This window comes from Sinorhizobium sp., from assembly GCF_059070375.1.
Genome location: NZ_JCACWC010000001.1, coordinates 448141 through 472982 on the forward strand (window position 1 = coordinate 448141; position 24842 = coordinate 472982).

22 protein-coding genes and 1 pseudogene are annotated in these 24842 nt (G+C 60.8%); 6 read left to right on the top strand and 17 right to left on the bottom strand.

What is annotated here, in order from left to right:
* The first annotated feature begins 134 nt into the window (after positions 1-134).
* Together AC5J09_RS02235 and AC5J09_RS02240 are read left to right on the top strand one after the other, a co-directional pair.
* A complete protein-coding gene (locus AC5J09_RS02235; protein ID WP_437405452.1) occupies positions 135-746 on the top strand; it encodes a TetR/AcrR family transcriptional regulator in 612 nt (203 codons plus the stop codon).
* A gap of 38 nt (positions 747-784) precedes the next feature.
* Positions 785-2011 carry an MFS transporter gene (locus AC5J09_RS02240; protein WP_494296754.1) on the top strand — a complete coding sequence of 409 codons (1227 nt, stop codon included), beginning with the start codon at positions 785-787 and terminating at the stop codon, positions 2009-2011.
* Positions 2012-2078: 67 nt separating this feature from the next.
* Here the strand turns inward: AC5J09_RS02240 and AC5J09_RS02245 are convergent, their stop codons facing one another.
* Positions 2079-5054 (bottom strand): NAD(P)-dependent oxidoreductase, encoded by a 2976-nt coding sequence (locus tag AC5J09_RS02245; protein ID WP_494296755.1) that lies wholly within the window; start codon positions 5052-5054, stop codon positions 2079-2081.
* Between the two features lie 128 nt (positions 5055-5182).
* Positions 5183-6169 (bottom strand): class A beta-lactamase, encoded by a 987-nt coding sequence (bla, locus tag AC5J09_RS02250; RefSeq protein ID WP_494296756.1) that lies wholly within the window; start codon positions 6167-6169, stop codon positions 5183-5185.
* 81 nt (positions 6170-6250) lie between these two features.
* Here bla and AC5J09_RS02255 point away from each other — a divergent pair, with 81 nt between their 5' ends.
* The gene (locus AC5J09_RS02255; protein WP_494296757.1) at positions 6251-7285 is read left to right on the top strand and encodes a LysR family transcriptional regulator; all 1035 of its coding nucleotides are present in this window, start codon (positions 6251-6253) and stop codon (positions 7283-7285) included.
* Positions 7286-7474: 189 nt separating this feature from the next.
* On the opposite strand, the gene AC5J09_RS02260 is transcribed toward AC5J09_RS02255, so the two are convergent.
* Both AC5J09_RS02260 and AC5J09_RS02265 read right to left on the bottom strand, forming a co-directional pair.
* On the bottom strand, positions 7475-7738 hold the full coding sequence (locus tag AC5J09_RS02260) for a hypothetical protein (protein WP_100673320.1): 264 nt from the start codon (positions 7736-7738) through the stop codon (positions 7475-7477).
* Between the two features lie 577 nt (positions 7739-8315).
* Positions 8316-9137 (bottom strand): DUF1206 domain-containing protein, encoded by an 822-nt coding sequence (locus AC5J09_RS02265; protein WP_494296758.1) that lies wholly within the window; start codon positions 9135-9137, stop codon positions 8316-8318.
* 347 nt (positions 9138-9484) lie between these two features.
* Between AC5J09_RS02265 and AC5J09_RS02270 the strand changes: the two genes are divergently transcribed.
* On the top strand, positions 9485-9859 hold the full coding sequence (locus tag AC5J09_RS02270) for a VOC family protein (protein WP_494296759.1): 375 nt from the start codon (positions 9485-9487) through the stop codon (positions 9857-9859).
* A gap of 446 nt (positions 9860-10305) precedes the next feature.
* Here the strand turns inward: AC5J09_RS02270 and AC5J09_RS02275 are convergent, their stop codons facing one another.
* Positions 10306-11109, bottom strand: coding sequence for a helix-turn-helix domain-containing protein (locus AC5J09_RS02275; protein ID WP_494296760.1), 804 nt, complete (start codon positions 11107-11109; stop codon positions 10306-10308).
* Positions 11110-11304: 195 nt separating this feature from the next.
* Between AC5J09_RS02275 and AC5J09_RS02280 the strand changes: the two genes are divergently transcribed.
* A complete protein-coding gene (locus tag AC5J09_RS02280) occupies positions 11305-12309 on the top strand; it encodes an MBL fold metallo-hydrolase (RefSeq protein ID WP_494296761.1) in 1005 nt (334 codons plus the stop codon).
* Between the two features lie 408 nt (positions 12310-12717).
* Here the strand turns inward: AC5J09_RS02280 and AC5J09_RS02285 are convergent, their stop codons facing one another.
* From AC5J09_RS02285 to AC5J09_RS02340, 12 genes and pseudogenes are all read right to left on the bottom strand, one after another.
* Complete coding sequence (locus AC5J09_RS02285) at positions 12718-12903, bottom strand: hypothetical protein (RefSeq protein ID WP_100673314.1); 186 nt, start codon at positions 12901-12903, stop codon at positions 12718-12720.
* Positions 12904-13131: 228 nt separating this feature from the next.
* On the bottom strand, positions 13132-13314 hold the full coding sequence (locus AC5J09_RS02290; protein WP_027992259.1) for a DUF3606 domain-containing protein: 183 nt from the start codon (positions 13312-13314) through the stop codon (positions 13132-13134).
* A 401-nt stretch (positions 13315-13715) separates the two neighbouring features.
* Positions 13716-15116 (bottom strand): carbohydrate ABC transporter permease, encoded by a 1401-nt coding sequence (locus tag AC5J09_RS02295; protein WP_494296762.1) that lies wholly within the window; start codon positions 15114-15116, stop codon positions 13716-13718.
* Positions 15113-16201 carry a carbohydrate ABC transporter permease gene (locus tag AC5J09_RS02300; RefSeq protein WP_494296763.1) on the bottom strand — a complete coding sequence of 363 codons (1089 nt, stop codon included), beginning with the start codon at positions 16199-16201 and terminating at the stop codon, positions 15113-15115. The genes AC5J09_RS02295 and AC5J09_RS02300 overlap by 4 nt, the downstream gene beginning before the upstream one ends.
* A gap of 59 nt (positions 16202-16260) precedes the next feature.
* A complete protein-coding gene (locus tag AC5J09_RS02305) occupies positions 16261-17478 on the bottom strand; it encodes an extracellular solute-binding protein (RefSeq protein WP_494296764.1) in 1218 nt (405 codons plus the stop codon).
* A 134-nt stretch (positions 17479-17612) separates the two neighbouring features.
* Positions 17613-17784: pseudogene (locus tag AC5J09_RS02310) on the bottom strand (electron transfer flavoprotein-ubiquinone oxidoreductase); the annotation flags it as partial.
* Between the two features lie 37 nt (positions 17785-17821).
* Positions 17822-18763 carry an electron transfer flavoprotein subunit alpha/FixB family protein gene (locus tag AC5J09_RS02315; RefSeq protein ID WP_494296765.1) on the bottom strand — a complete coding sequence of 314 codons (942 nt, stop codon included), beginning with the start codon at positions 18761-18763 and terminating at the stop codon, positions 17822-17824.
* A 115-nt stretch (positions 18764-18878) separates the two neighbouring features.
* Positions 18879-19628, bottom strand: a complete 750-nt coding sequence (locus AC5J09_RS02320; RefSeq protein WP_411921432.1) for an electron transfer flavoprotein subunit beta/FixA family protein — start codon at positions 19626-19628, stop codon at positions 18879-18881.
* 16 nt (positions 19629-19644) lie between these two features.
* On the bottom strand, positions 19645-20502 hold the full coding sequence (locus AC5J09_RS02325; RefSeq protein WP_494296766.1) for a sugar phosphate isomerase/epimerase family protein: 858 nt from the start codon (positions 20500-20502) through the stop codon (positions 19645-19647).
* A 1-nt stretch (position 20503) separates the two neighbouring features.
* The gene (locus AC5J09_RS02330) at positions 20504-21652 is read right to left on the bottom strand and encodes a dihydrodipicolinate synthase family protein (RefSeq protein ID WP_494296767.1); all 1149 of its coding nucleotides are present in this window, start codon (positions 21650-21652) and stop codon (positions 20504-20506) included.
* An 8-nt stretch (positions 21653-21660) separates the two neighbouring features.
* Positions 21661-22437, bottom strand: a complete 777-nt coding sequence (locus tag AC5J09_RS02335; protein WP_494297050.1) for a 3-ketoacyl-ACP reductase — start codon at positions 22435-22437, stop codon at positions 21661-21663.
* Positions 22437-23579, bottom strand: coding sequence for an acyl-CoA dehydrogenase family protein (locus AC5J09_RS02340; RefSeq protein ID WP_102763180.1), 1143 nt, complete (start codon positions 23577-23579; stop codon positions 22437-22439). Before AC5J09_RS02340 ends, AC5J09_RS02335 begins: the two co-directional genes overlap by 1 nt.
* 159 nt (positions 23580-23738) lie before the next feature.
* Between AC5J09_RS02340 and AC5J09_RS02345 the strand changes: the two genes are divergently transcribed.
* A complete protein-coding gene (locus AC5J09_RS02345) occupies positions 23739-24755 on the top strand; it encodes an aldo/keto reductase (protein ID WP_494296768.1) in 1017 nt (338 codons plus the stop codon).
* Positions 24756-24842 lie beyond the last annotated feature (87 nt).

The window sequence follows — 24842 nt, forward strand, 5'->3', positions numbered from 1 at the left end:
TTCATTAGCCGCTTCGGGTTACTACAAGTTACACCCTGCACTGCAACTGCTCGTCATGAGAACTCAAGGATGCGCTTGACCAAATCGAATCCGCGACCTATTAGGAAATGAACGTTTCCAAATAGGTCGATCAGATGAGTTTCGAAAGCATCTCTCCTCGCCCCGTCGGGCGGCCGCGCGAATTCGACATGCACCAGGCTCTGGATGCGGCGATCCGCATATTTTCCGAGAAGGGCTATCACGGGACCTCGATCGCCGAGCTCAAGGCGGAAATGGGACTGACCGCCGGCAGCATATACAAGGCGTTTCGTGACAAGCGTGACGTCTTCGTCGCCGCCTACGACCGCTATAAGCAAATCCGGGCCGATCTTCTGGATGAGGCGCTGTCCTCAGCCTCCACCGGTCGCGAAAAGATCGCCCGCGTCGTCGGTTTCTATGCCATCTCCGCCTGCGGCGAAACCGGCAGGCGTGGGTGCCTGGCCATTGGCGCTGCCGTGGAACTGGTTCTGTCGGACGCCGAGATCGCCGAAAAGGTGGCCGGACACAATCGCCATCTCGTCTCCCGGCTCGAAGGTTTCATCCGCGAAGGCCACCAAGACGGTTCAATCCGCCAGAACGTCGATCCTGCGGGGACCGCGCTTGCGCTGTTTTCCTATCTTCAGGGCGTCCGCATCGCCGGCAAAACCGGAGAGCTGGAAAACCAGATGCTCGCTTCCGCCGAAGCCGTCCTGCGCATTCTCGACTGATTGAACCGTCCGCCTCCTGCCTCCCAAGGAACTCTTCAATGACAGCTCCCGTATCCATCGCCCAGACTCAGCATCCGGCCGGGCTTTCTCCCGGCATGACATTTCTGATGGCCGCCGCCTGCGGCCTGATTGCCGCCAACCTTTACTATACCCAGCCACTCGCCGGCCCGATCGCACTCGACATCGGCCTGCCGGCAGAGGCGACCGGCCTGATCGTTACCCTGACCCAGATCGGCTATGGCATCGGATTGCTGCTGCTCGTGCCGCTGGGCGATCTCCTGGAAAATCGTCGGCTAATCGTGACGATGATCGGACTGGTCACACTTGCCCTGATCGCGGCCGGTCTCTCGACCACACCCGGGCCTTTCCTCACAGCTTCGCTTGCCATCGGTCTAGGCTCCGTCGCAGTCCAGATGATCGTACCCTTCGCTGCCAACCTTGCTCCGGATGCGGCTCGGGGCCGCGTCGTCGGCAATGTCATGAGCGGGCTGATGGTCGGGATCATGATGGCGCGGCCGATTTCCGGGCTGATCGCCGGCCTCAGCTCCTGGCATGCCGTCTTCTATGTTTCGGCCGTCGTCATGGTCGGGCTGGGCGGCCTGCTGTGGTTGCAGCTGCCGACCCGCCGACCGGCGGCCCGGATGACTTACGGCCAGCTCATCAAATCGATGGGCAAGCTCCTCGCGACGCAGCCGGTCCTGCAGCGCCGCGCCGCCTATCAGGCCTGTCAGTTCGCTGCGTTCAGCCTCTTCTGGACCGTCACGCCGCTTTATCTTGCCGGCCCGCGCTTCGGGCTTGGTCATAACGGCATTGCGCTTTTCGCCCTGGCCGGTGTCGCGGGCGCAATTGCTTCCCCCATCGCCGGGCGCCTCGCGGATAAGGGCTTGATCCGGCCGGCGACGGCATTCGGCCTTGTCGGTGTAGGAGCCGCTTTCCTGATGACGCAGGCCGCTACCGAAGGATCCACTACCGCGCTCACGCTTCTGACGCTGGCGGCGATCCTGCTCGACTTCGGCGTGACCATGACCTTGGTGACCGGGCAGCGCTCGATCTACGAACTCGGCGCGGAGTTGCGCAGCCGGCTCAACGGCCTGTTCATGGCCATATTCTTCACTGGCGGCGCCGTCGGCTCTGCCCTGGGCGCCTGGGCATTTGCCTCTGGCGGGTGGTGGCTCGCCTCCATGATCGGCCTTGCGCTACCCGCTACGGCGTTCGCCATCTTCCTGACCGAGAAAATCGATCAGGAAAGAGCCCTGAAGCACTGATCGAATTCAGATTTACGGCCACGCCCCGCGCGTCAAGCGCGAACGGCGTGGCCGGATGACGACCGATCTACTCCTCCACCGGTCCGTAGAGACCGAGCCGGTCGAGCAGCGCCCGCTGACGATCGACACTTTCGACGAGCAGGCCGGTATAGCGATCGATGATCCGGCCGCGGTGATCCGGGTCGGCAACGGCGGCGAGCGCGCCCAGGATTGCCGCAGCCCTTTCCGACGTCTGCCGCAGTTCCACCAGGAGTTCCGCCTTGCCACCGACCTCGGTGACCAGCCGCTTCGTTACGCGGCCGATGCCGGCGGGCGTGCGGCTGCCGGCCGCTACGTAGCCCTCGGGCAGATCCCCCTTGAGATTGGTGACCGACTTGAAGCGGATGACATCGAAGATCTGGTCTACCGCCTGTTTCGCGCCGGTCACGCGCGAAGGATGATCCGTGTCGGCTGCCGCGTGAGGGAGGAGTTCCAGCCGGCCCTTATGGCGTTCCTCGAGCGTCAGGTAAGGCAGCATCGGGCCGCTGAGTTTGCCGGTTGCGACGTCCTTGAAGAGGTCGGCATCGATCGCCGCATGCGCGATCTTGCCTGTCGACAGCGCCTCGTCAAGCGCGGCGGTATCGACCACCTCGCCCCGGTCGTAGTTGACCAGCACGGCGCCATCCTTCATCGCGCCGAGCACCTTCTGGTCGACGGTTCCGGCGTTGGAATAGTGACCGGTCACCGGATCCAGGCGTCCGAGACCGATATGGACGGAGAGCACGTCGGCGCCGGTTGCCGCGGCTACGGCACTTTCGGCATATTCGAAGCCCTCCGTCTCGATCCAGTGCTTGTGGTGGTGGCGGGCGTAGATCGCGACATGCATACCGAAGGCCTTGGCGAGCTTGGCGACTTCACGGCCGATATTGCCGTAGCCGAGAATGGCGATCCTGCGGCCCTCGAGCTTGGCGGTCGGGAAGTCCTTGAGCTGACGGCCGGTATCGAAGTCGCCCTCTGCGACCATCCGGTGCAGCCTGTCGACCGGCAGGTCTGGAACGACCTTCAGTATCGCCTTCATCGCCATCTGGGCGGTCGCGCGGCTGTTTATGCCCGGCGTGTTCATCAGCGGCGCCTGGCCCCCCTCGCCATTGCCGCCGCCCCAGGAGGCCGAGCCCATGTTGCCGGTGCCGGCGCCGATGCGCACGCCGCCGAGCGGGAATACGGAAGCTTTCGGAATGAAGGTCGCCGCCGCAATCAGCGCGTCGTACTGGCCCTTGTCGGTCTGCGGCAGAATTTCCGCCTCGGTGCTCAGATCCGGCTGGTAGAAGAAGTGGACGCGGCCTTTCTCCAGGGCAGACCGGTCGCCGATCGGCCCCAGGTGGAACACGCCGCCCTTTTCCTCGATATATGCCTTCACCTCGCCGTGATCCGGCCGGCCATCGGCACCGAAGCGCAGTCCGACCAGGTCGGCGATCAGCACGGTGTAGGCACGGTCGGGATCATCCTTGCGGACGGCCTGGCCGGCTTTGGCAGGGGCTTCGAACGTGACGCCCTTCTTCGCCAGTTCCTCTTCGAGGACGACGATCTTGGCGCGCAGATAGGCGTATTGCAGGTTCTCCAGCAGTGCGACGACGTCGTCTGGCTCGCGGATGCCGCCGACCCAGGCGCGATAGTCCCCGGGTGTGCCGGGGAAGGCATTGACATAGCGGGCCGCGTCGAGGCCGGGCTCGTATTCGCCATTCGGATGGGTGATGCCCTCATAGCCGAGCAGCTGCTTCGAACGTGCAATGATGCGGGCGTGGATGTCTGTATCTGTGATGTCTTCGTCGACCACCTTCAGGAGCGTCACTGCCGCACCGCGACGCTCTGGATCGGCAACGGTCAGCTTCAGGAGCGGATGCGTCTCCACCCACTCGTCGATCACCTTGCGATTGGCGGCGGAGCGCCGGTTGAGCTCGACCACGGAGCCGACGCGCGCCTCGGACTGCAAGAGACCGAAGGTGGTCTCGGCGAACGCGAGCGCGCTGTAGGTATTTATGACGCCGCCGAGCATGCGGTCTTCGGCGGCATCGTAGAACGGGCCGGCGTCGACAGAGCGCTTGGCCGAAAATGGCTGCCTCGGGTCGACCGGCGGCGCGATCTTCAGCTGGCGCGGGATAGCCCAGGCAGGGTCTTGCTGGTTCTTCTCGATCAACGTCAGGGCATGCGGCGTGAAGGAGGCGACGAAATAACCCGAGACCCCGCCGATCGCCTTCTGGAAGGGCATGAACAGGCAGCACTTCGCCATCACGGCGCTCACCAGTTCCGGTTCCCACGGCATGGCGCCGAGCATCGAGGTGGCATCGAAAACCGCATGCCGGTTGGCCGGATCACCGTCGATCCACTTCAACAGTTCGCAGATCTCGCCGCTGGTATAGGCATTGGCGCCGGTCGTCTCGTGGCCGACGCCGACGAAGATCGACACGCCGAGGGCGGAGAGCTCTTCTGCCGTCGGAATCACGCCTTCGGAGGCTGCGAAATGAATTCGGCTCTCGCAGCCCTTCTCGGCGAATCGCTGCATTTCGACGAGTTGGGTCGCCCAGGACTGGCGGAAGAAGCCCGCGGCTCTCGAAGGATCGCTCTCTGGCCGCGGCGTATCGACATAGACGCGTTGGGAGGCGTCGTTGGCGTTCATCAGGTGCTGGACGCAGACAGTGAAGCCGCTGTGGCCGCCGCCGAGACCCACTGCCATACGGTTCGTCTTCGGAAAACCGAAATAGCGATGGATCGCCCGCATCATGTCGGTCAAAATCTTGTCGGCCGGATAGCCGCGATGCATGCTGCGGGAGATTTCCGCCGTGGTAAAGCCGCCGATATCATTGCCGCTGTCGTCGAACTTGCGATAGGTCTTCTCGATCCAGGCGTCGAAGGCGATCCGCCGCAAGCGGCTGTCCACCTCATCGGTGGTCGCGTCAGTGATCGGGCCGACGCCGAAGAAAGGATTGGACGGCAGCTTCGGCGCGCCATTCCTCGTCAGTTCGAGTGCCTTCAATCGCTGTTCCTGCATCTGCGCGCTGTTCGTCATGATCTGCCATCCGTTGTCGAGGCCTGAGGATGCGCGATAGTGGATCGAATGGAGCATAAACAAGACCTCATCTGCGCCGATCAGCACGCGGAATGCGTCATGCCCGTGCTCGCGAGGACTCCGTACTGTTATTCGTAGGCTGCGGTGATGGCTCGAGCCGCGGCCGCGATGACGGCAGCACGTTCGGCCTGACCGGCGCGAGACTCTGCAACGAACGCGGCCACGGCAATGCGCCTCCCGTCTGGCGCCGTCAGAATACCGACATCATTGGTCACACCATTGATGCCCCCACGGGTTTGGCTCGTGCCTGTCTTGTGCCCGATACCCCATTCTGGAGGGATGCCCGCGCGCAGGCGATCGGGAAAGGTGGTCGTTTGGCTCATGACCGTCAAAAGGAATTCCGTCGAGCCCGCAGTCAGGAGGCTGCCTGACGCAAGGCTGTACAGGAAAGCAGCCATGCCGCGGGGCGTCGCGGTGTCGCGCGGGTCCTTGATGTGGGCCTCGAAGGCGGTTTGGCGGGCTTCCGCGGGGACTTCCCTGCGCGCCTGCTCCAGCCTCTGCGGAAAGACGAACTCTGGCTGCCACATCAACCCATCGGTCTCAGTTTGAAGCTCGCGCTCGGTTCGGTCGATTCTGACGCCCGTCAGTCCCGCCTTGTCGAGGAAGGCCTGTATCGCCTTCGGCCCACCCAGGCGGGCGATCAACACGTCCGTAGCCGCACTGTCACTCGCGACCACCGCCCGGCGCACAAGATCCCGAACACTCGTCTCAAAGGAGCCATGCCTGGCGACGATATCGGCGATGGGCTGGATGTTTACGCTCAGGTCTTCGCGCCTGATGGTGATTTGGTCGTCCAACCGGATACGCTGCTCGTCGACCGCCCGCATGACGGCTGCAGCGACGACCAATTTCATGACACTCTGCAGAGAGAAGCGTTGAGCGCCGTTCACACAAACAGGCGACTTAGGCTGGTCCTGCACGCAAATGCCGACGCGGCCGGGATGCGCGTCGGCGAGTGTCTCGAGCTCCAGACGAAAACGGTCCGGTTGAGTGATCTCGCCTGCGAATATTCGAGAAGAAAAGAGGTTTATGAGAATTGCGACCGCAGCGGTCATATAGATGTTTCTTGGCATGCTCTCACCAATCAAAGGATGTGCTTCGAGCAAGTTGTTGCCATAGGACGCAAACTGAGCCAAATGATAGAATCTCAGCGTAACCTGAATGAGATTCAATTTATGAACTGGTGCAAGGTCGACCTTAACCTCTTGAAGGTGCTGGCGGTCATGTTGGAAGAGCGGAGCGTTGCCCGCTGCGCCGATCGTCTTTTTGTCTCTCCCTCTGCAGTCAGCCACGCACTCGCCCGGCTGAGAACAATGTTCTCGGATCCTCTCTTTGTACGCAGCGGCGGGGCGATGTTGCCTACAATTCGCGCGCAGAGCCTGGAACGCTCGCTTTCGCTCCTGAGTACGGTTTTGAACGCCGAGCTCGAAAAGACGCGAGGGAGCCAATGCACCACGGCGTTCCATCCGGCCGAGTCGGTGAGAGATGTTAAGATCGTTTCACCCGGGGCATTGGAGCTTACGCTGGTGCCGGCCGTTATAGCCATATTGCACGAGCAAGCTCCCAACTGGACACTGACAGTGGAGCCGTTTGAACGGCGCAGCTATGAATCAGATCTCGCGACCGGTCGCGTCGACTTCGTGTTTTCCATCGGTGGAACCACGCCTGTCGGAGCATTGGTGGACGGAATCACCTTGTGGGAGGACGAACTCGTTGTCCTCGCCGGTCCGCGTTCGGATCTCTACGATTGTGCCGATCGAATTTCGACCGAGCTTTTTCTAGCCCATCGGCACGTTTATCCGCTTCCGTGGCCAATTTCCCAGAACTACCTTGATGTGGAGTTGGCGCGGCGCGGGCAGCACCGCAACATTGCCGTCTCGCTACCGAGCTATGCCGCACTTGGCCATCTGCTGGAAACCACCGACCTGGTTTCGTCGCTGCCGGACCGTTCCGCCCGCGCGCTGATGCGCAGCCATCCGGATCTAAAACTGCTTCGCCTTGAACCAGCGCGACGATCGGAGCTCTCGCTCCTCTGGGGGATCGCGGCTGCTCAAGAACCGGCGATCGCGTGGATACGGGACATCATTCAACGTGCCGCGGGCGAGCTAGAGAGCTTCCCGGACAAACGCGTTGCCGGTGACCGGCGCCCCAGCCGGCCGACCGTCGCTTAGGCCTATTCGATAGGCCTGTCGTTTCATCGGGTTTGCATCCGAGGCAGCGCATTCGTTGAAGACCCAACGAGGGCCGAAGCGTCTTCCGCGGTTGCACTCAAAGGCGAGATCTCGAAAAGAGTGGCAGCGCCGCACCCTCCGTCGACGCAGCCACTTCTGTGCAGGAACTCCGTCTGCATTCTGCAGGAGCTATTGCTGTCCGCCGCCCGAGGGAGCTGGCGTCGCCGTGCCGCCTGAAGGCGCCGATGTTTCTCCACCAGACGGTGCCTGAGGCGCTTCGACGTTCGGCACGTTCACGTCGACATCGGTATTCCCGCCGCCTCCGCCGCCGTTGAACAGGTCGCCGCCGAACAGGAACAAGGCTCCGACGATCAGCAGAACCACGATCACTGCGACGGCCCAACCAGCACCGTTGCCTCCGGTATTCACAACTGTTGGTCCTCTATCAGCCATGTTGTTTCTCCTTGTCGTACTTTCCTTCATCGAAACCATCACAAAAGATTTAAGTTCCCTGAAGCTAGGTAAAAGAAGAAGACGGTGACAACAGTTCCGACAAGGAATCGGTGATCGCGTTCGCCTCGGAGCCAGCATTCGGATGGCGCAGGTTTGTCGCGAGATATCTACTTAAAGACACCTTCACAGGTGCATTGAGTCAGTAATGTCTCCGAGAAACCAGTGTGATCCTCATATATCGACGGGAAATGGCAGTAGTATATATCGGACCTTAGTCCCATGGACCCTGACAAAAGTCTTACGGCAGTTGCCGAAAATTTTACCCGACACATATCCCGATGAACGCCATGGCGGATCTCGTCACCTGCTATTGCGTTTGAGGCTCCGGAACTAGTCATGTCGTCCTTGAAGGCAGTTCCGGGGCCTCATAGTCCCCTAAGGAGGCGACAATGGCCGGCAGACTGCCGAGAAAAGCTTCCTAAACGCAGCTCAGCGGCTCGGCATGGCACACCGTAATTGCCACTCTGCCTTCCACCCCCCACGCTTTCACCAGCTCTATCAACCCGGCTGCGTTGGGTCAGGTTTTCTGCAGCGAGATCGGCTGCTTCACCGTTGCCAGATCAGGGCCGCGGACGACCCGATACCGCGCTTCAATGAGGTTATAGATGCCGAAAGCAGCAATACCGGCAGCCACGGCGATGTACAGGATCGAGCCGAACGGCAGTTGTCGAAGCCACTCCAGGGCATCGCTCATGCTGCCAGCCTGTTCCGGGTCAACCCGGAATCCGGCATACGCGAACAGGATGCCGATAATCACGAAGACAGCGCCACGCGCGACGAGGCCGTAAATGCAGATTGAGGTAAGGACGCGGTTCCGGTCGGGAATGCGGACATATCGCTCGAACTTTCGTGTGAGGCCTTTGTACGCGGTGACGACCCCACCGACGATGAAGCCGATCCCGACCGCGATCGCCAGGTACGAGCCGAACGGCTTCGACATAATCCATTCCGCCAGCCCTTTCTCGCCAGATTCCTGGTTTCCACCCGCAAGAAATAGTGCATGTCCGAGGGAGTAGCCGGCCAGCCCAAGGTATACTACGGCGCTGCCGAACAATGCACTGCGCACAGTGAGACCCTTGCGATCGGATCCGTGGTCGTCACTATCCGCAAGGGACTGGGCCAGTCTCCAGGCGACGAACCCGAGCAGGCCGAGCCCGATCAATCCGACCCAGATCCGGCCGAAGGGCTGTCCGAGCAGCGTCAAGAGCGCTGACTTCATTTCGGGCCGACCGCCTGTCACTCCGGAGAAAAGAGCGAGTCCGGCAACGAGAAGGAACACTACACCACGGGCCGTGTAGCCTGCTTTCGCAAGTAGGCCGAAACGAAATCTTGAGGGCATCGTGCTCTCCGGGCTCCAATTTATTTCGTCTACTAACGCACGACCTGCCGGAAGGTTGTCGCGGTTCGACCCAAGCTCTCGGCCGGCACAGACAAGCACCCGTTACAAGATGCTTTCGATGCCCGGGCCTTGCCCGAACAGCCGCTTGTCTTGTGAATTCTAAGGGTGTTGCCGTGCGGCACTCCCCACTCTCTGTTCCTTGCCATCAATGGCTGAGACATGCCATCAAGTGTGAGACGCAAGCGGCCGCGAAGACCTTTGCAGCTCAACAGACATTGCAAGGCGCGCAAGAGAGGTACGCTCGGGCGCACTTTCGTCAGGCAGGCCCACACACTTCAGGAGAACTCATGTTTGACCATGTCAAATTCGGCGTCAGCGACTACGCAGCGAGCAAAGCGTTCTTCATCAAGGCACTCGAACCACTCGGCGTGGCCGTAGTCTCGGAGGAACTGCCGACGTACGGTGTCGAGCTTAGCCCAAAGGGCAAGGCTTCATTGTGCCTGTACCAAACCGAGGAGAAGCCAGCGCATCTCCACCTGGCGTTCACAGCCGAGAATCGCCAGCAGGTCGAAGCTTTCTATCGCGCGGCTCTTGAGGCGGGTGGCAAAGACAATGGTGCCCCTGGTCTGCGCCCGAACTACCACGCGAACTACTATGCAGCTTTCGTCATTGGTCCGGACGGGCACAATATCGAAGTCGTTTGCCACGAATCTGAGGCCTAATCCTGCCACCGAGAGGCATCGGCAAGGCTTCGCCTACCTGCGGCCGCCCGCATACCAAACATTGAGCATCGGTTTCCGGCCCGCAAAGCCGATACGCTGGATGAATGCCCTGACTCGGTTAGACCCTCGGTCAAACTCTCGAGTGAGGCCCAAAGTAAAAGCTCTTGAACAGATCCGAACCGCAGGCCCGCTCATTGTGCAACTCCTTGCTTTGGCAGGCATCAATGCACCTCAGCGACGGCGTCTAGGGCAAGCTTTGCCGCGCTTGAGCGATACCGCCTCCACCAATGTTCGTGCCGCGTTGTGGCCGCCGCTCGACAGGCGCCGTCTAGTGATGGCCAAGAACCACAGCGAGACGTCAACGGCGGGCGTTCAAGGCCCAAGCGCGCTCCTTTGGACGGACTTCGAGGCGAACTTCGATCCAACCCCGTAACCCACTGTTACATTCACCGGGAAGGAGGCTGCCTCAAAGCCAAAAGACTGACTGAAGGCGGCGCACCAAAAGTCCGGCGGAAATCATTGCTGAAATGCGCTTGATCCGAGAAGCCCGCGGTGTGGGCGGCCGTCGTAAAGTTGCTGCCGCTCACGATCTCACTTATGGCCACACGCATCCGGTTCCAAGCGCGGTAGCGACGGAAAGGCACACCCACCTCTCGGGTGAATACGCGCTGAAACTGTGACGGTGACAGGCCTAGGCTCTTTGCGAGCGGCGGTACCGAGGTGAGTTCGTCCGAGTGCGTTCGCAGGTAATCAATAGCCGCTGCTATGCGCGTGTCTCTGCTTCTCGAGGCCCGCCGTGCGGAAAAGCCGAGCAAGTCCTCCAGAGCCAAGCCGGCCCATCTGGCGGCGGCCCTATCCTCCCACAGCTCGCGCATGACGGAAACCTCGCCACTGCGCCCCATGAGAACTCCGTCCACTTCCCAACTGTCGCCGGACAGCGGCACAAGTGCTTCGGTGCCGCCTTGCTTTGGTTCGATGTAAAATACCGCCAGTGGATAGCCGCCGAGATCAAGCTCGTGAAGCACACCAGCGGGAATGACCGCCGTACGGCACGAGTGCCAGTGGCCCCCATGGATTCGCAGCCAGAATTCGCTGTAGATTCCAGCCAGGAAGACGGGAGCGCCATGCTGGTGGAGCTTGTTGTACTCGAGAGGACCGACAAAGAACGTATGCACTTCATCCACGTGCCAAAAGGGGCGGGGGATGCCGTCCGGAGCAGCACGTTCATACAAGCTATCCGGTGCCGACATAGCTAACCTCCCAATACTTGAGACCACCTAACCTCATCCCGATCGCGGGACTGCAGTGTAGGTGAACCTCGCAGAAATGGAACGACCTGTGCTGAAGCGTTCCGCAGTCAGATCGGCTGCGGCGAACGCGGCTCACTGCTTCGAGCGCAGTGGGAGCGCTCCAGCAGAGATCAGTACCCACGTGGAGGATACCGCATGATGCTTCTACCCCACCTATCTCGACGACAGGTTCTGACCTCCGCCGCTTCGTTGATAGCAGCTCCGGCCATAACCGGCCTGTGCGGGTCGGCGGCACAAGGTGCTGGCATGCCACTCGGTCCGTCTATGCCAACGCACTACCGTTTCAAGCTGGGAAGATTTGAAGTGACCAATATCCTCGATGCCGGCCCCGTGCTCGATGGACCGTGGCCGATCGTCGGGCAAGATCGCCCGCAGACCGAGGTCGAAGAGTTGATGCGGCAAAGCCTGCTTCCCGAAAGGAAATTTCGGCCGGGCTTTACCCCCACAATCGTGAACACGGGCAAAGAGCTCGTGCTCTTCGATACCGGCAACGGCGAAAACGGTTTCGTCCCGCGGCCCAATGGCGGCTGGCTAGCAAACCTGTTGGGCCCGGCCGGCTTTACGCCGGAGCAGATCGACGTCGTGGTCCTGACCCATGGCCATGCTGATCATATCGGCGGCCTTATCGAGGGTGGAAGACCACTATTCCCGAACGCGCGATATGCGATCGGGGATGCGGAGTTCGATTTCTGGTCGGCCGAGGACCGTCTCGCGGCTTCTCCCAGCGACAACGAGTATGTGTCGGCAAAGCTCTTCGCCAGCAATGTCATTCCCTTGGCCGAACGTACAAGCTTTATCAAACCGGGTGGCGACGTAGTTCCCGGCATTCGTGCGGTTGAGGCCTATGGGCATACACCTGGCCACCTTGCGTTTCACATCGAAAGCGAGGGCAAACAACTGCTCGTCTGGGGCGATTGCGCGCATCACGAGGTAGCATCGCTTGCGCATCCCGAGTGGCACGCTTTTTTCGACATGGATAAGGCCAAAGGCGCGGAGACCCGGCGGCACATCTATGACATGGTTGCAACCGATCGGCTTCCAGTCGCCGGATACCATACGTCATTCCCCTCGCTCGGGTTCGTTGAGCGGAAGGATAGAGGTTATCGTTGGCTGCCGATTTCCTATCAGTTCAGTTTATAGGCCCCATTGCAACAATGTCAGAGTGTGACCTGATTGTCTCGCATCAAGCCTACGGCCGGGAGCCATTCCCTGATCCGTGCAGTGAGGGCTACGATGCGGCGGATTGGCCGTCCAAGGGCAGCCGACAATGCCTCGGCGGCTTCTTATATGGCGCCCGCCGGATACCGATTCTTCTGTATCGCGCAGCGTTCTCACAATTTTTCGTACTATAACTGGTAGTCACGCGCGCTGCGAGTCGCTCATCCCACAGTGTGCATGCATTTCTGCAGCGAAGGCGTTTTCGGCCGCCCCGGTCGAGGCCGCACCGACGTACGAACTGACGTGTCGAGCTAAACCTATCGCTACATAGACGGGCTTAGCGCCGTCTTTTTCGTTCGGTGTGCGCCCAGGGATACCCTCGCCCCACCCTCAATACCTCCACTTAGGAGCGCGCTTTGCGTTGTGAAGCAACTCGCGAGCCGTGGCAAACCGGCCGAAGAGGCGGGTCAAGCGCCGTTTTTCTTCCTCGCACAAGTTTTGCCGTCGGCAAAACTCCGGCACTGACAACATTTTGGTTGCAGCCTCTGTTATTGCGGCTTGCGGCTGAAGCTCCATAGAAATCCTCCATCCCATGACGCGAGCACACTACCAAAGGCTAATTTAGCTACAAATAAACTAAGACATGTGCTGAGATTTTTTATCTGCAGTCGGGTTTCAGGCATAATACAACGGCAGTCGCTCAGTCCCAGCATTCGCATAACGCCAAAGGCCGCGATAGGGGCCGGGCCGTCCCGGTAAAATAGATAGAAGCGGGCTTTAAGCTTGGTCGCAACACACCTGCCTCTAGCCCTTCAGGCGGCTGGCCGCTTTATCGGCAGCGTCGCGGTCGTTGCCGTGCTGTTTGATGATGCGGCGTGCATCCGCTGCAGCGATGCCGTGCTTTCGCGCGAAGTAGTCGACCTCGTATTTCTGGGTGCCCGATACCAGTCGGCGGTCAGCTGCCGTCTTAGTCTTGTCGTCCGCCATCTAAGGCCTCCTTCCGTTCACTAACCAACAACGCAGACGGGAATCGCAGGTTCCGCGCCTCCTGCCATCACGACCACTAGGCTTCAACCCGAACACACGATAGGGAGCTGGCGCCATGACATTTGCACGCGTGTAAACAGGAGAGTTGGAGTAGGTGCCGCGGTCGGTTTCAGCGTTTCAGCGGGCAGTCTTCGTCGAACAGCAGCTCGCAATGCGGGTCGAGCTTTCGGCTGCCCTGGTTCTGCTATCTGTTTTCTCGGTACGGGTTGGCCTCGTTTTGGCCGCTATCCGGGATCCGCGCATCGCAAAAGTTGCCGTTGGAAGCACTGCGTTATGAAAAATGGATGCGACCAGCAATCCGCACTCCGGCACTCACAAATGGACGGCTTTGGGTGGTATTACTATGTGGTGCCCTTGGCGAACTGAGTGGAGACAATGTGCCGCTGGAAGAGCACGAAAAGGATAACGACTGGCACGATCGAGATGAACGCACCTGCCAAGACGAGTCCCCAATCACCCTGCACACCCCCGAACGAACGACGTAGACTGAGAAGCCCGACTTGGACCGTCAGCGCTTCGGGCGGGCTGGTGATGAGGACGAGGGGCCAAAAGAAGTCGTTCCAGGCGCCTTGAAACGCGAGAATCGCGTTGACCAACAAGGCCGGTTTGGCGTTTGGCAGAACGATCTTGCAGAACACTTGAAAACGGCTGGCACCGTCGACAATTGCAGCTTCCTCTATCTCTCTTGGAAACCCCTCGAAAAACTGTTTCATCAAGAGGACGTTGGCTGAGGCGACGAAAACGACAATCACGCTCCAGGGCGTGTTCAGAAGCGACAGGTCCCTCAAAATCAGATAGTTCGACACAAAGGTCACTTGCGCAGGGATCGTCATTGAGAAGAGTGCTGCAGCGAACAGTAAGCGGCTGCCCCTGAACTTGAGCCGCGCGAGCGCATACCCCGCAAGGCTAGCGATGACGAGCGTCAGGACCAGGCGCCCAGTTGCGATCGCAAGACTATTGCCCAGCCAGCTTCCAAGCAGGCTCTTCCCAGTCTGCAGGTTAGCCGTCTCGTTTATCACCCTCCGGTAGTTGTTGAAGATCAACCCGAGAGCGCCTGGTGTGATGTTGTCCCAGCTCAATAAGCGTCCTCGACGCTCGGATCGGGATGGCGAAATCGGACTGTCGATAAGCGTTTGAGAGGTCGGAGCGGTAAGATTGAGGGGCGTACGTTCGATCCGGGGGCCATTCTGGCGGTCGGCGCGGTAGGTGATCTCATAGACGAATGTCCGCGTCTGCCAAGTCTGCCGAAATCCCCTCTCGTCACGAGCCTGCATCGTTGCCGCACTGGAGCTTCTCAATACAATTGACGCATAATCCGCCGCATAATGCCGCATGAGCGCAGCGGCGATGCCCGATCCCGGGCGGCGGCGAGGAATCTCGGCTCTGGGTTCAACAATCGTAGCATCGGCGGGTGCCGCGTACGTCACGCTGAAATCAACTTTTGCGCCAGGAGCAAGTCCTCCCCACAAAGCGTCACCCGCACCCTCCTGCCCCAAGCGAGCGGCGGCGACCCATGCGGCCGGATTGAGCTGATCGAAATAGATGCGGAACGGTCTCTCGAGTGGATCGACTTTCAAGCTCGCTATAAAGGCAAGAGCGAATGTCCCCACCATGATGGTCGCGACGGCAAGAAAGGCCAGATATAACCAGGCGCTCGCCGCAAGCTGCCGCCGGCGAAGCGCGCCAGCCGGTAAACGGCGGCGCGAGGGAGGGACTTTAGCAGCCGGCGTGCTCGCCATCATTCGCCCTTTTCCTTCACGCCGAGCGATTTTTGTACGTACACGGCTGTGATTGTAAGGATGCCAAGGACGAGGGCCGCAGCACTTGCCATACCGATTCTCGAAGAGGCGCCTGCGGGAAAGGCGTTCTCATAAACGTAGTAGGCAAGCGTTACTCGACTTGCTAGGGGAGCCCCATCTCCTAAAATCGCAACCTGGTCAAACATTTGTAGGGTACCAATGACGCCCATCGTCACGACGGCAAAGGTTACCGGCCTGAGCGCCGGCACGGTTATGTGGCGAAATCGCTGGAAAGCGTTGGCTCCGTCGACCTCAGCCGCATCGTATAAGCTGCTCGGGATCGACTGCAGGCCTGCCAGGAACAACAGCATCAGCGTCGGGACCGTCGTAAAAACGTTCATTAACGCCACGGACCACAGCGTGACCGGCATGAAAAGGAAGTGGCGCTGCGTATTTAGCCAGGAAATAGGCCGATTGTTGTCAAAAACAGACAGCAATCCCGCGAGGGCACAGGAAACAGCAAACGCCAGCGCGCCGACGGCGGCGACGAGCAGAAAGAATGGATCGAAGATCGATACACCCTCGTAGCTGCGTCGCGCGTTGAGAACCAGCGCGCCGTGCAGAGCAGCCATGCCCACGAGGAACAAAAGGATGTGCTGGCGATAGGCAAGCATGACGCTGACGATTGCGGTCATGAAGCCATTTCTCTGGAAGAGCCACAGGAAGATAAGCGTCATGGCCGCACTGGACATGATCGATGGCAGGTAAAACACCGTCCGAACGAGTCCCCTGGCCCGGACGGCATGGTTCACAAGGACCGCCAGAGCAAGTGCGAGCACGGTCTGGGTCGTTGTTACGATGAGCGAGAAGCCGATAGTGTTGCGCAAGGCGAGGAGGAAAAGTTCGTCGGAGACCAGTGCAGTGTAATTGGACATTCCAACAAAGCTTGGAGCCTCGAACAAGTCGAAATCGGTAAAGCTGTAGTAAGCTGTCCGCACAATCGCGTAGATGAAAAACAGCATTATCGAGATTGTAAAGGGCAATACGAAGAGCCAGCCGCTCTTCTCTTCTGACCTTGCTCGTGACATGCATGCTCCTCCCGCAGGCGCCTCGCGCGTTCTCTAACCGTGGCAAGCCCGAGAGAACCTTACTTGGCGAGCATCCGATCAAAGGCGTTTTGTGCCGATGGCAAAGCTGTATTCGCATCCTCCTCCCCGAGGATGACAGAATTGAGCGCAGCATTGATAGGCTGCATCCATCTCCCTCCGACGTCCCCGAAAAAATACGGTGTAACGTGATCGTCTGAGAGGCCTTCAAGGACCACTCGGCTTGCGATCTGTTCAGGCTCGCCGCCCCGCAGCCAGGGGTTGTCAGTCAGACTAGTCCGGCTCGGGAGGGCCAGCCCCTGCTCCAAAACCCATTGCTGAGCCTCCTCGGTGGTTAGGAGCTCGGCAACTTTTGCAGCAGCCTTACTGACCTTCGAGGCCGCGTTGACGGTCCAACCGACGGAGAAGACGATATTGCCTCGTTTGCCGCTTTCAGGGTCTTTCGGCATCCGGACAGTGCCGAGATTTATGTTTGGAGCACTATCGCGCAACGCGCTGAGTATCCAAGCACCCTCTATCGCTACGGCAGCCCGCTCGGACGCCAAGCAACCGCCAGTCCAGCTGTGTCCCGCGTCGGCGGCCATAACGGCGGCCCCAGACTTCACGAGGCCGGTATAGAAATCGAAAGCCCGACGAAAGCGCTCATCCAGGACGGTTTTTCCCCGAGTATCAAAGGGGGACCAGCCTGTCGATAATGCAAAGGCGCCGAACCGGGCATATTCCGGAACAACACAGAGACCATCGACCTCCGGAAGCGACTTGTGCACGGCCACCAATTTCTCTTGCAGCGTCGTCCACGTGTCGTCGTTGCTCGGATAATCGACGCCCGCGTCATCGAAGATGTCCTTGTTGAAATGTATGGCCAGCGTATTGAAGTCCTTGGGGATCGAGTAGAGCTTCCCATCGTAGGTGAGAGCCGTGAGGAGATTGGCTGCAAAACCAGAAACGTCGCTTGTTACCGGTGCGGCTTGACCGGCGCTGAATACTGACCGCGCCCAAAAGGTATCGACGTAAAAAAGGTCTGGAGCGGTGCCCGCCGACAAGCCGTTAATGATGAATTGCGAATAGTCGCCATCAACAGGTTCGTACTTTACCCTGATACCCTCTTTCGCGAGCTTTTCGGCAACAACGTTCGTCAATAGCCCGTTGACAATGGCGACCTCGGACCCACCCCAGCCGGATATCCGCACAGTCTCCTCAGCAGATGCCGGCAAACAGAGCATGGTCGCTGCGACGAGAGCTCCAGGACGGAACAGCATATCGGTCCTCCCTCCGAACAAAAGGCCACGTAACAGAGCGGCAGGTACGGGACAAAGGCGTCCTGCTTTTTCAGCAGGTAGATAGCTTCATATGTGGAAACGTCGAGCGGCGGTCCCTTACTTGCAATATCGCGGAGCCTATCCGAGTATATTCGCTGCGCGGCCGCAACGCCGAGATCGAGGCGAACGCCATCGTCGGCGCCCTTCTCCAAAACTACAACGAGAGTTCCCGATGACCTGCTTCAGCCGGACCGCAGCTGCAAGACCAGCCGGTCCCGCAGCGACGATCACGACGTCGAATTCCATTCTCTCGCGCTCGGGGGGTTCAGCCTACACCGTGCCGTTACATCGCCTTTTCGAGTTCCGGCAGGACGTCGAAGAGATCGGCGACGAGGCCGTAGTCGGCGACCTGGAAGATCGGCGCTTCCTCGTCCTTGTTGATGGCGACGATCACCTTGCTGTCCTTCATGCCGGCGAGGTGCTGGATCGCGCCGGAAATGCCGCAGGCGATGTAGAGGTCGGGGGCGACCACCTTGCCGGTCTGGCCGACCTGCCAGTCGTTCGGCGCATAGCCGGCATCGACGGCGGCGCGTGAGGCGCCGACGGCGGCCCCGAGCTTGTCGGCAACCGGGAGGATGACTTCCTTGAACTTCTCCGAGGAGCCGAGCGCCCGGCCGCCGGAGATGATGATCTTCGCCGAGGTCAGTTCCGGCCGGTCGGAGGACGACAGCGCATCGGAAACATGGGCGGAAAGGCCGGGATTTGCCGCGGCGGCAACCGTCTCGACCGGGGCCGAGCCGCCTTCTTGAGCAGCGGCAAAGGAGGCGGTGCGCACGGTGATCACCTTCTTCGGCTCGCTCGTCTGCACCGTCTGGATGGCGTTGCCGGCATAGATCGGCCGTTTGAAGGTATCGGGCGCGACGACCTCGATGATCTCCGAAACCTGGGCGACGTCGAGAAGGGCTGCGACCCGTGGCATGACGTTCTTGCCGACCGAGGTGGCGGCGGCAACGACGGTGTCGTAATTGCCGGCGAGCGAAACGATCAGCGCGGCCAGCGGCTCGGCGAGATTGTTGGCGAGCGAGGCGTCCTCGGCGACCAGCACCTTGGCGACGCCCGAAAGCTTGGAGGCTTGCTCGGCAATCCCTTTGACGTTCTGACCGGCAACCAGCACATGCACGTCGGTTCCAGTCCCACTGGCGATGTTCGTTGCCGCCGTCAGCGCCTTCGCCGTCTGGTCGGAAAGGTGGCTGTTGTCGTGGTCAGCCAGAAGCAGAATGGCCATGGTAGAATTCTCCCTTTCGATCGAGCTCAACGATCCGTTCCGGATCGGAGCTCATGAGTCTGAAGTGGTTCATGCGTTTGTCCGGCAGCCGGTGTCCGCTTTCGGACGCATGAACTTAAAGCACGCCGGCTTCGGTCTTGAGCTTCTCGACGAGCTCGGCGACCGTCTTCACCTTGACGCCGGCCTTGCGGCCGGACGGCTCTTCGGTCTTCAAGACTTTCAGCCGCGGCGCCGTGTCGACGCCGAAATCGGCCGGGCTCTTCTTGTCGAGCGGCTTCTTCTTCGCCTTCATGATGTTCGGCAGCGAGGCATAGCGCGGCTCATTGAGGCGCAGATCGGTGGTGACGACCGCCGGCAGCTTCAGTTCGACCGTCTGCAGGCCGCCGTCGACCTCGCGGGTGACGTTGATCTTGCCGTCGCCGATCTCGACCTTGGAGGCAAAGGTGCCCTGGGCCCAGCCGAGCAAGGCCGACAGCATCTGACCGGTCTGGTTGGAATCGTCGTCGATCGCCTGCTTGCCGACGATGATCAGCCCCGGCTGTTCGGCCTCGGCGACTTGCCTGACGATCTTGGCCACAGCGAGCGGCTCGACCTGGTCTTCGGTCTCGACCAGGATCGCCCGGTCGGCGCCCATGGCGAGCGCGGTCCTGAGCGTCTCTTCCGCCTTGGCCGGGCCGATCGACACGACCACCACTTCACTCGCCTTGCCGGCTTCCTTCAGCCGCAGCGCCTCTTCGACCGAGATCTCGTCGAAGGGGTTCATCGACATCTTCACATTGGCAAGCTCGACGCCCGTTCCATCCGCTTTGACCCGGATCTTGACGTTGTAGTCGACGACCCGTTTCACCGTCACAAGTATTTTCATGGATTCCTACTCTCTGTCAGCAACAGTTGCGGAAACGCTCGACCATCACGTCCAGCACCTCGCCGGGATCGCGCTTCCACCAGTCGTTCGCGGAAAAGATTTCGACCTCGCAAGGGCCGCGATAGCCGGCGCCTTCAACGAATGAACGGATCGTCTTGAGATCGGCGACGCCGTCGCCCATCATGCCGCGGTCGAGAAGCACGTCATTGGTTTCGGCGAGCCAGTCGCAGAGATGATAGCCATATATTCGCTCGGCGCCGGCACGGTTCAACTGCCGTTCAAGCTCCGTGTCCCACCAGACATGGTAGACATCCACGGCTATGCCGACATTCGGGGCAGCTATGCGATCGCAAAGGTCCACGGCATCGCGAAGCGTCGTGAGGCAGGAGCGGTTGCCGGCGTAGACGGGATTGAGCGGCTCCAGAGCCAGTTTCACGCCGCTTGCCTGTGCGCAGGGAGCGGCTTCGGCAACGCGGTCCGCAACGATCTTCAGGCTTTCGGCAATCCCTTTGGTTCCCGGATGCACGCCTCCGACGACGATCGTTAAGACCTGAGCCCCCAAGCCTGCGGCCATGTCGATCGACTTCTTGAAGTCGTCGATGACGCTTTCGACATCCGTCGCCTGGGTGCCTACCAGAAAGGGCGTCCGGCACAGACCCGCCACGGCCAGCCCGGCGGAACGAACCCGTTCGCCAATCTCCACGGCGCGTGCGCCGATCTCGCGCCGCCAGAACACGATGCTCCCGAAGCCGCGCTCGGCACAGGCATCGATGACCTGTTCGCTAGTCCAGCCCGCACCGCGACCCTCGAGGTTGTGGCCGAGGCTCGCCGTGTTCAGTGCAAGGGCCGAGTGATCCGAAGAGAAGTCCCTCATCTCACACCCCGTAGACTGCGAGGAGACGCTTCATGCGGGTGACGGCCACTTCCGGATCGCGAAGGAGACCGCATTGATCCGCTAGGCGGAAAACCTCGGTGAAATAGGGAAGCGGCCGCATCGCCTGCGCGCCATTCAGCATCACGAAGTGGTCCTGGAAGCCGTTCAGCCAGGCCAGGAAGACCACGCCCGTCTTGTAGTATTGGGTCGGCTCCCGGAAGATCAGCCGCGCCAGCGGCACTGTCGGATCCAATGTCGCGCGGAACGCGGCAACGTCGCCTTCGCCAAGTCTCTGCACCGCAAAAGCTGCAGCCGGCGCGAGCGGATCGAAGATGCCGAGAAGTGCGTGGGAAAAACCCTGCTCGTCGCCTTCGATGAGTTCCGGGTAGTTGAAATCGTCTCCGGTGTACATCTTGACGTCCGCCGGCAGCAGCCGGCGCATCGCTATTTCTTTGTCCTTGTCGAGCAGGGAAATCTTTATGCCGTCAACCTTGCGGACGTTCGCTTCGATGACGGCCAATGCCGTCTGCATCGCGGGTTCGAATGTCTCGCCACCCCAATACCCGGCAAGCTGCGGGTCGAACATGTCTCCTAGCCAGTGCAGGATGACCGGGTGATCACAGGCATCGAGCACGTCGGAATAGACCGTGATGTAATCGTCCGGCCCCCTGGCCGCCCGAACCAGCGCCCTCGATGCCATGAGGATGATCCGCCCGCCCAGCTTCTGCACCGCTTCGACCTGATCGAGATAGGCACGTCTCACGTCGTCGATGCTGTGGGACCTGGAAAGGTCCAGGTGATCGGTCCCGCAGCCGTTTGCAATCAGCGCGTTCGGCAGCTCGGCCTTTGTGCGGCGAATGAGTTCCAGGGCGCCCGCCCAGTCCAGGCCCATGCCGCGCTGGGCCGTGTCCATGGCCTCGGCGATCCCGAGCCCCAGCCCCGCAAGATAGCGGCGGAACTCCAGCGTCTTCGGCCAGTCGACGGTTGCCCGTCCTGAGGGCTCGTTGGCGGTGAACGGGTCTGCCACGACGTGCGCGGCGGAATAGACGACACGAGCAGGATCGGAACCGAGGGCCGCGCCTGCTATCGCTTTGCCTGAAAGGCTGTACTCAGCCAGTCTGCCTTCGGTGTCGGGAAGAGCAATTTTCATTGGAGACCTCAAAATCGCGGAACGAGCATGCCGGCATCTGCCGAGATCGTCTGTCCTGTCGTGTAAGGGAGCCTGCCGGAGGCGAGCGAGGCGATCACGGCCCCGACCTCCTCGGGCTCTCCGACGCGCGGAAAAAGCGTCAGCCCCTGCTCCGCGCGCTCGCGATAGGAGTCGATCACCGGAGCGGTCATTTCGGTGGCGATCAGACCGGGCTGGACGTCATAAACAGCGACGTTTTCCCGCCCGAGACGGACCGCAAGCGCCTTGGAAACCATCGACGCGGCCGCCTTGGAGGCGCAATATTCCGAGCGCTGAACGGCGACCGCCACGGAATTCGACGAAGTGACGTTGACGATCGAGTGGAAAAGCGGGCTTCGCTCCCGAGCCAGAAGTCGGCGCGCGAAAGCCTGGCTCAGAAAGAACATCGCCTTGGCATTCACCCTGAGGCAACGGTCCCAGCTCTCTTCCGTCACCTCGAGAAGGTCGCCGCGCTTCAGCACGCCCACCCCCGCATTGTTGACGAGCGTCGTGAGCGGGCCGAGCTCCGCCTCGATCTTCGTAAGCGCGGCTTCGTGAGCAGCCAAGTCTGCGACGTCGAAGGCAGTCGCGATCACCCGTGCGCCGTGGCTGGAGACGCGTGCGGCAGCGGCCGCCAATTCGTCGTCGGCCGACAGCCCGTTGATTGCGACGGAGAACCCTTCCCGCGCCAGGGCTTCCGCAGCGGCAAGGCCGATACCGCGGGACGAGCCCGTCACCAGTGCCACGGGTTTCGCGGTCGAAGCAATCACGCCCTTGCCCCCTTCTTCAGAAGTTCACGCGCAATGATCATCCGCTGGATCTGGTTCGTGCCTTCGTAGATCTGCGTGATCTTTGCGTCGCGATAGAGCCGCTCGACCTCGAAGCCGCGGATATACCCCGATCCGCCGAAAACCTGCACCGCGTCGGCGGTGCGCTGAACGGCCATGTCTCCGGCGAAACATTTGGCGATGGAGCAGGCCTTCGTCGCGTCAAGGCCCCGGTCGATCTTGGAGGCGGCCGAATGGACAAGAAGACGCGCGGCCTCAATGTCCTTTGCCATGTCGGCGAGCAGCCATTGCACGCCCTGGAAATCGGAAATGGCCTTGCCGAATTGCTTGCGTGTACCGGCATAGTCTACCGCCGCCTCCAGCCCCGCCTGCGCGATGCCGACGGCGAGCGCGGCGATGCCCACGCGGCCTTTGTCGAGAACGGACATCATCATGTGAAACCCGCGCCCCTCCTGACCCAGCAAAGCACCACCGGGCAGGCGCACATCGGTGAAGGTCAACGCTCCCACCTGGCTGGCTCTCTGGCCCATCTTGTGCTCTTTCGGACCTCTCTCGACCCCTGCGGAATTGAGATCCACGATAAAGATCGACATGCCGCGGTTGCCGGCCTCCTTGTCGGTCCTCGCCAGCACGAACCCGACATCGGCAACGGGCGCGTTGTGGATCCAGATTTTGCCGCCGTTCAGCATCCAGCCGTCGCCGTCGCGTTCCGCCGTCGTCCGGATGCCCGATACGTCGGTTCCCGCCTCAGGTTCGGTGATGCAATAGGCGACCTTGACGCGCATGTTCAGGACGTCGGGGAGCATGCGTTGCTGATCATCGGTCCCGTGACGGACGAGCAGCGTGGATATCAGCTCTACCAGGCCGCACTGGTCGGCAACCGACGCATAACCGCGGCTGAGTTCCTCCATCACGACCGCATAGGTCAGCGTGTCGAAACCCGGTCCGCCGAGGGGTTCGGGAACGCCGATACCGAATAGTCCGAGCTTCGCCATTTCCCCGTAGAGCTCTGCGGGGAAACGTTCCTCGCGGTCGAGCGACTCCGCCATCGGTCGGATCACTTCATCGGCAAATGCGCGCGCCATGTCGCGTACCTGCTCCTGTATTTCCGTTAGATACATGGACTTATCCCGATTTCAGTAACTATCCAGTTACATACATCGGGATGCGGCAGTCGGTCAAGCCGGAAAATCGCCGATCGCATCACGACGAGGCTTGCGCGCTGGCCCTAGCCGCGCATATTATGCACCATCTGGTTACTTACATGAGGAGGTTTGTGCATGCACCCGGGAGAGAAACGGAAGTTCGGCCGCGTGGACCTAGACGTCACCGCGTTCGGGTTCGGGACAGCGCCGCTCGGAAACATTTTCCGTGAGATCGATGAAGAGGCGTCGCAGTCCATGTTCCAGCTCGCCTGGGACGCGGGCGTCCGCTTCTTCGATACCGCGCCCATGTACGGGCATGGCCTGGCCGAGCTTCGCACCGGCCATGGCCTGCGCTGGAAGGACAGGGACGAATACGTGCTTTCATCGAAAGTCGGCCGGCTGCTGACGCCCGCCAAGCGATCGACGATCGACTTTGCCCCATGGGTGAACGCGGCGCCCTTCAGCATGCGCTTCGACTACAGCTATGACGGCACGATGCGTTCCTTCGAGGACAGCCTGCAGAGGCTGGGCCTGGAACGAAAGGACATCTGCTTCATTCACGACATCGACGTTTTCACGCGGGGAAGCGAACAGCCCGAAGTCTTCGGGCAGGCCATGGACGGGGCCTGGCGAGCGCTCGATAAACTCCGGTCGGAAGGCCTGGTCAAGGCGATCGGGGTCGGTGTCAACGAATGGGAGGTGTGCCACGAGGCGTTGAGGCAGCGGGATTTCGACTGCTTCCTACTTGCCGGGCGCTATACGCTTCTCGAACAGGACGCACTCGAGGAATTCCTGCCTCTTTGTGAAGAGCGAGGCGCAGCCGTGGTCGTCGGCGGAGGCTTCAACTCAGGAATTCTGGCGACGGGGGCAAGGGAGGGAGCGAAATACAATTACGCACCGGCGCCGAAGGCCATATTGGAAAAGGTGGCGCGGATCGAGGCGGTGTGCAGGACACATGACGTGCCCCTTGGGGCAGCCGCACTCCAATTCGTGGTCGCGCACCCCGCCGTTCCCTCCTTCATGGCCGGCACACGGACGATCGAACAACTGCGCCAGAACCTTTCCTGGTTCAGCCACCCGATTCCCGCTGGGTTCTGGGCGGAACTCAAGTCCAAGGGGCTCCTGCGCGAGGATGCTCCGACGCCCGTATGAAGCGATTCAAGTGAGCGGGCCCTTTCCGACCGTCATCCTCGGGCTTTGACGCCGAGGATGACGTTTGGAGAGGCTGCGCGCATGCAC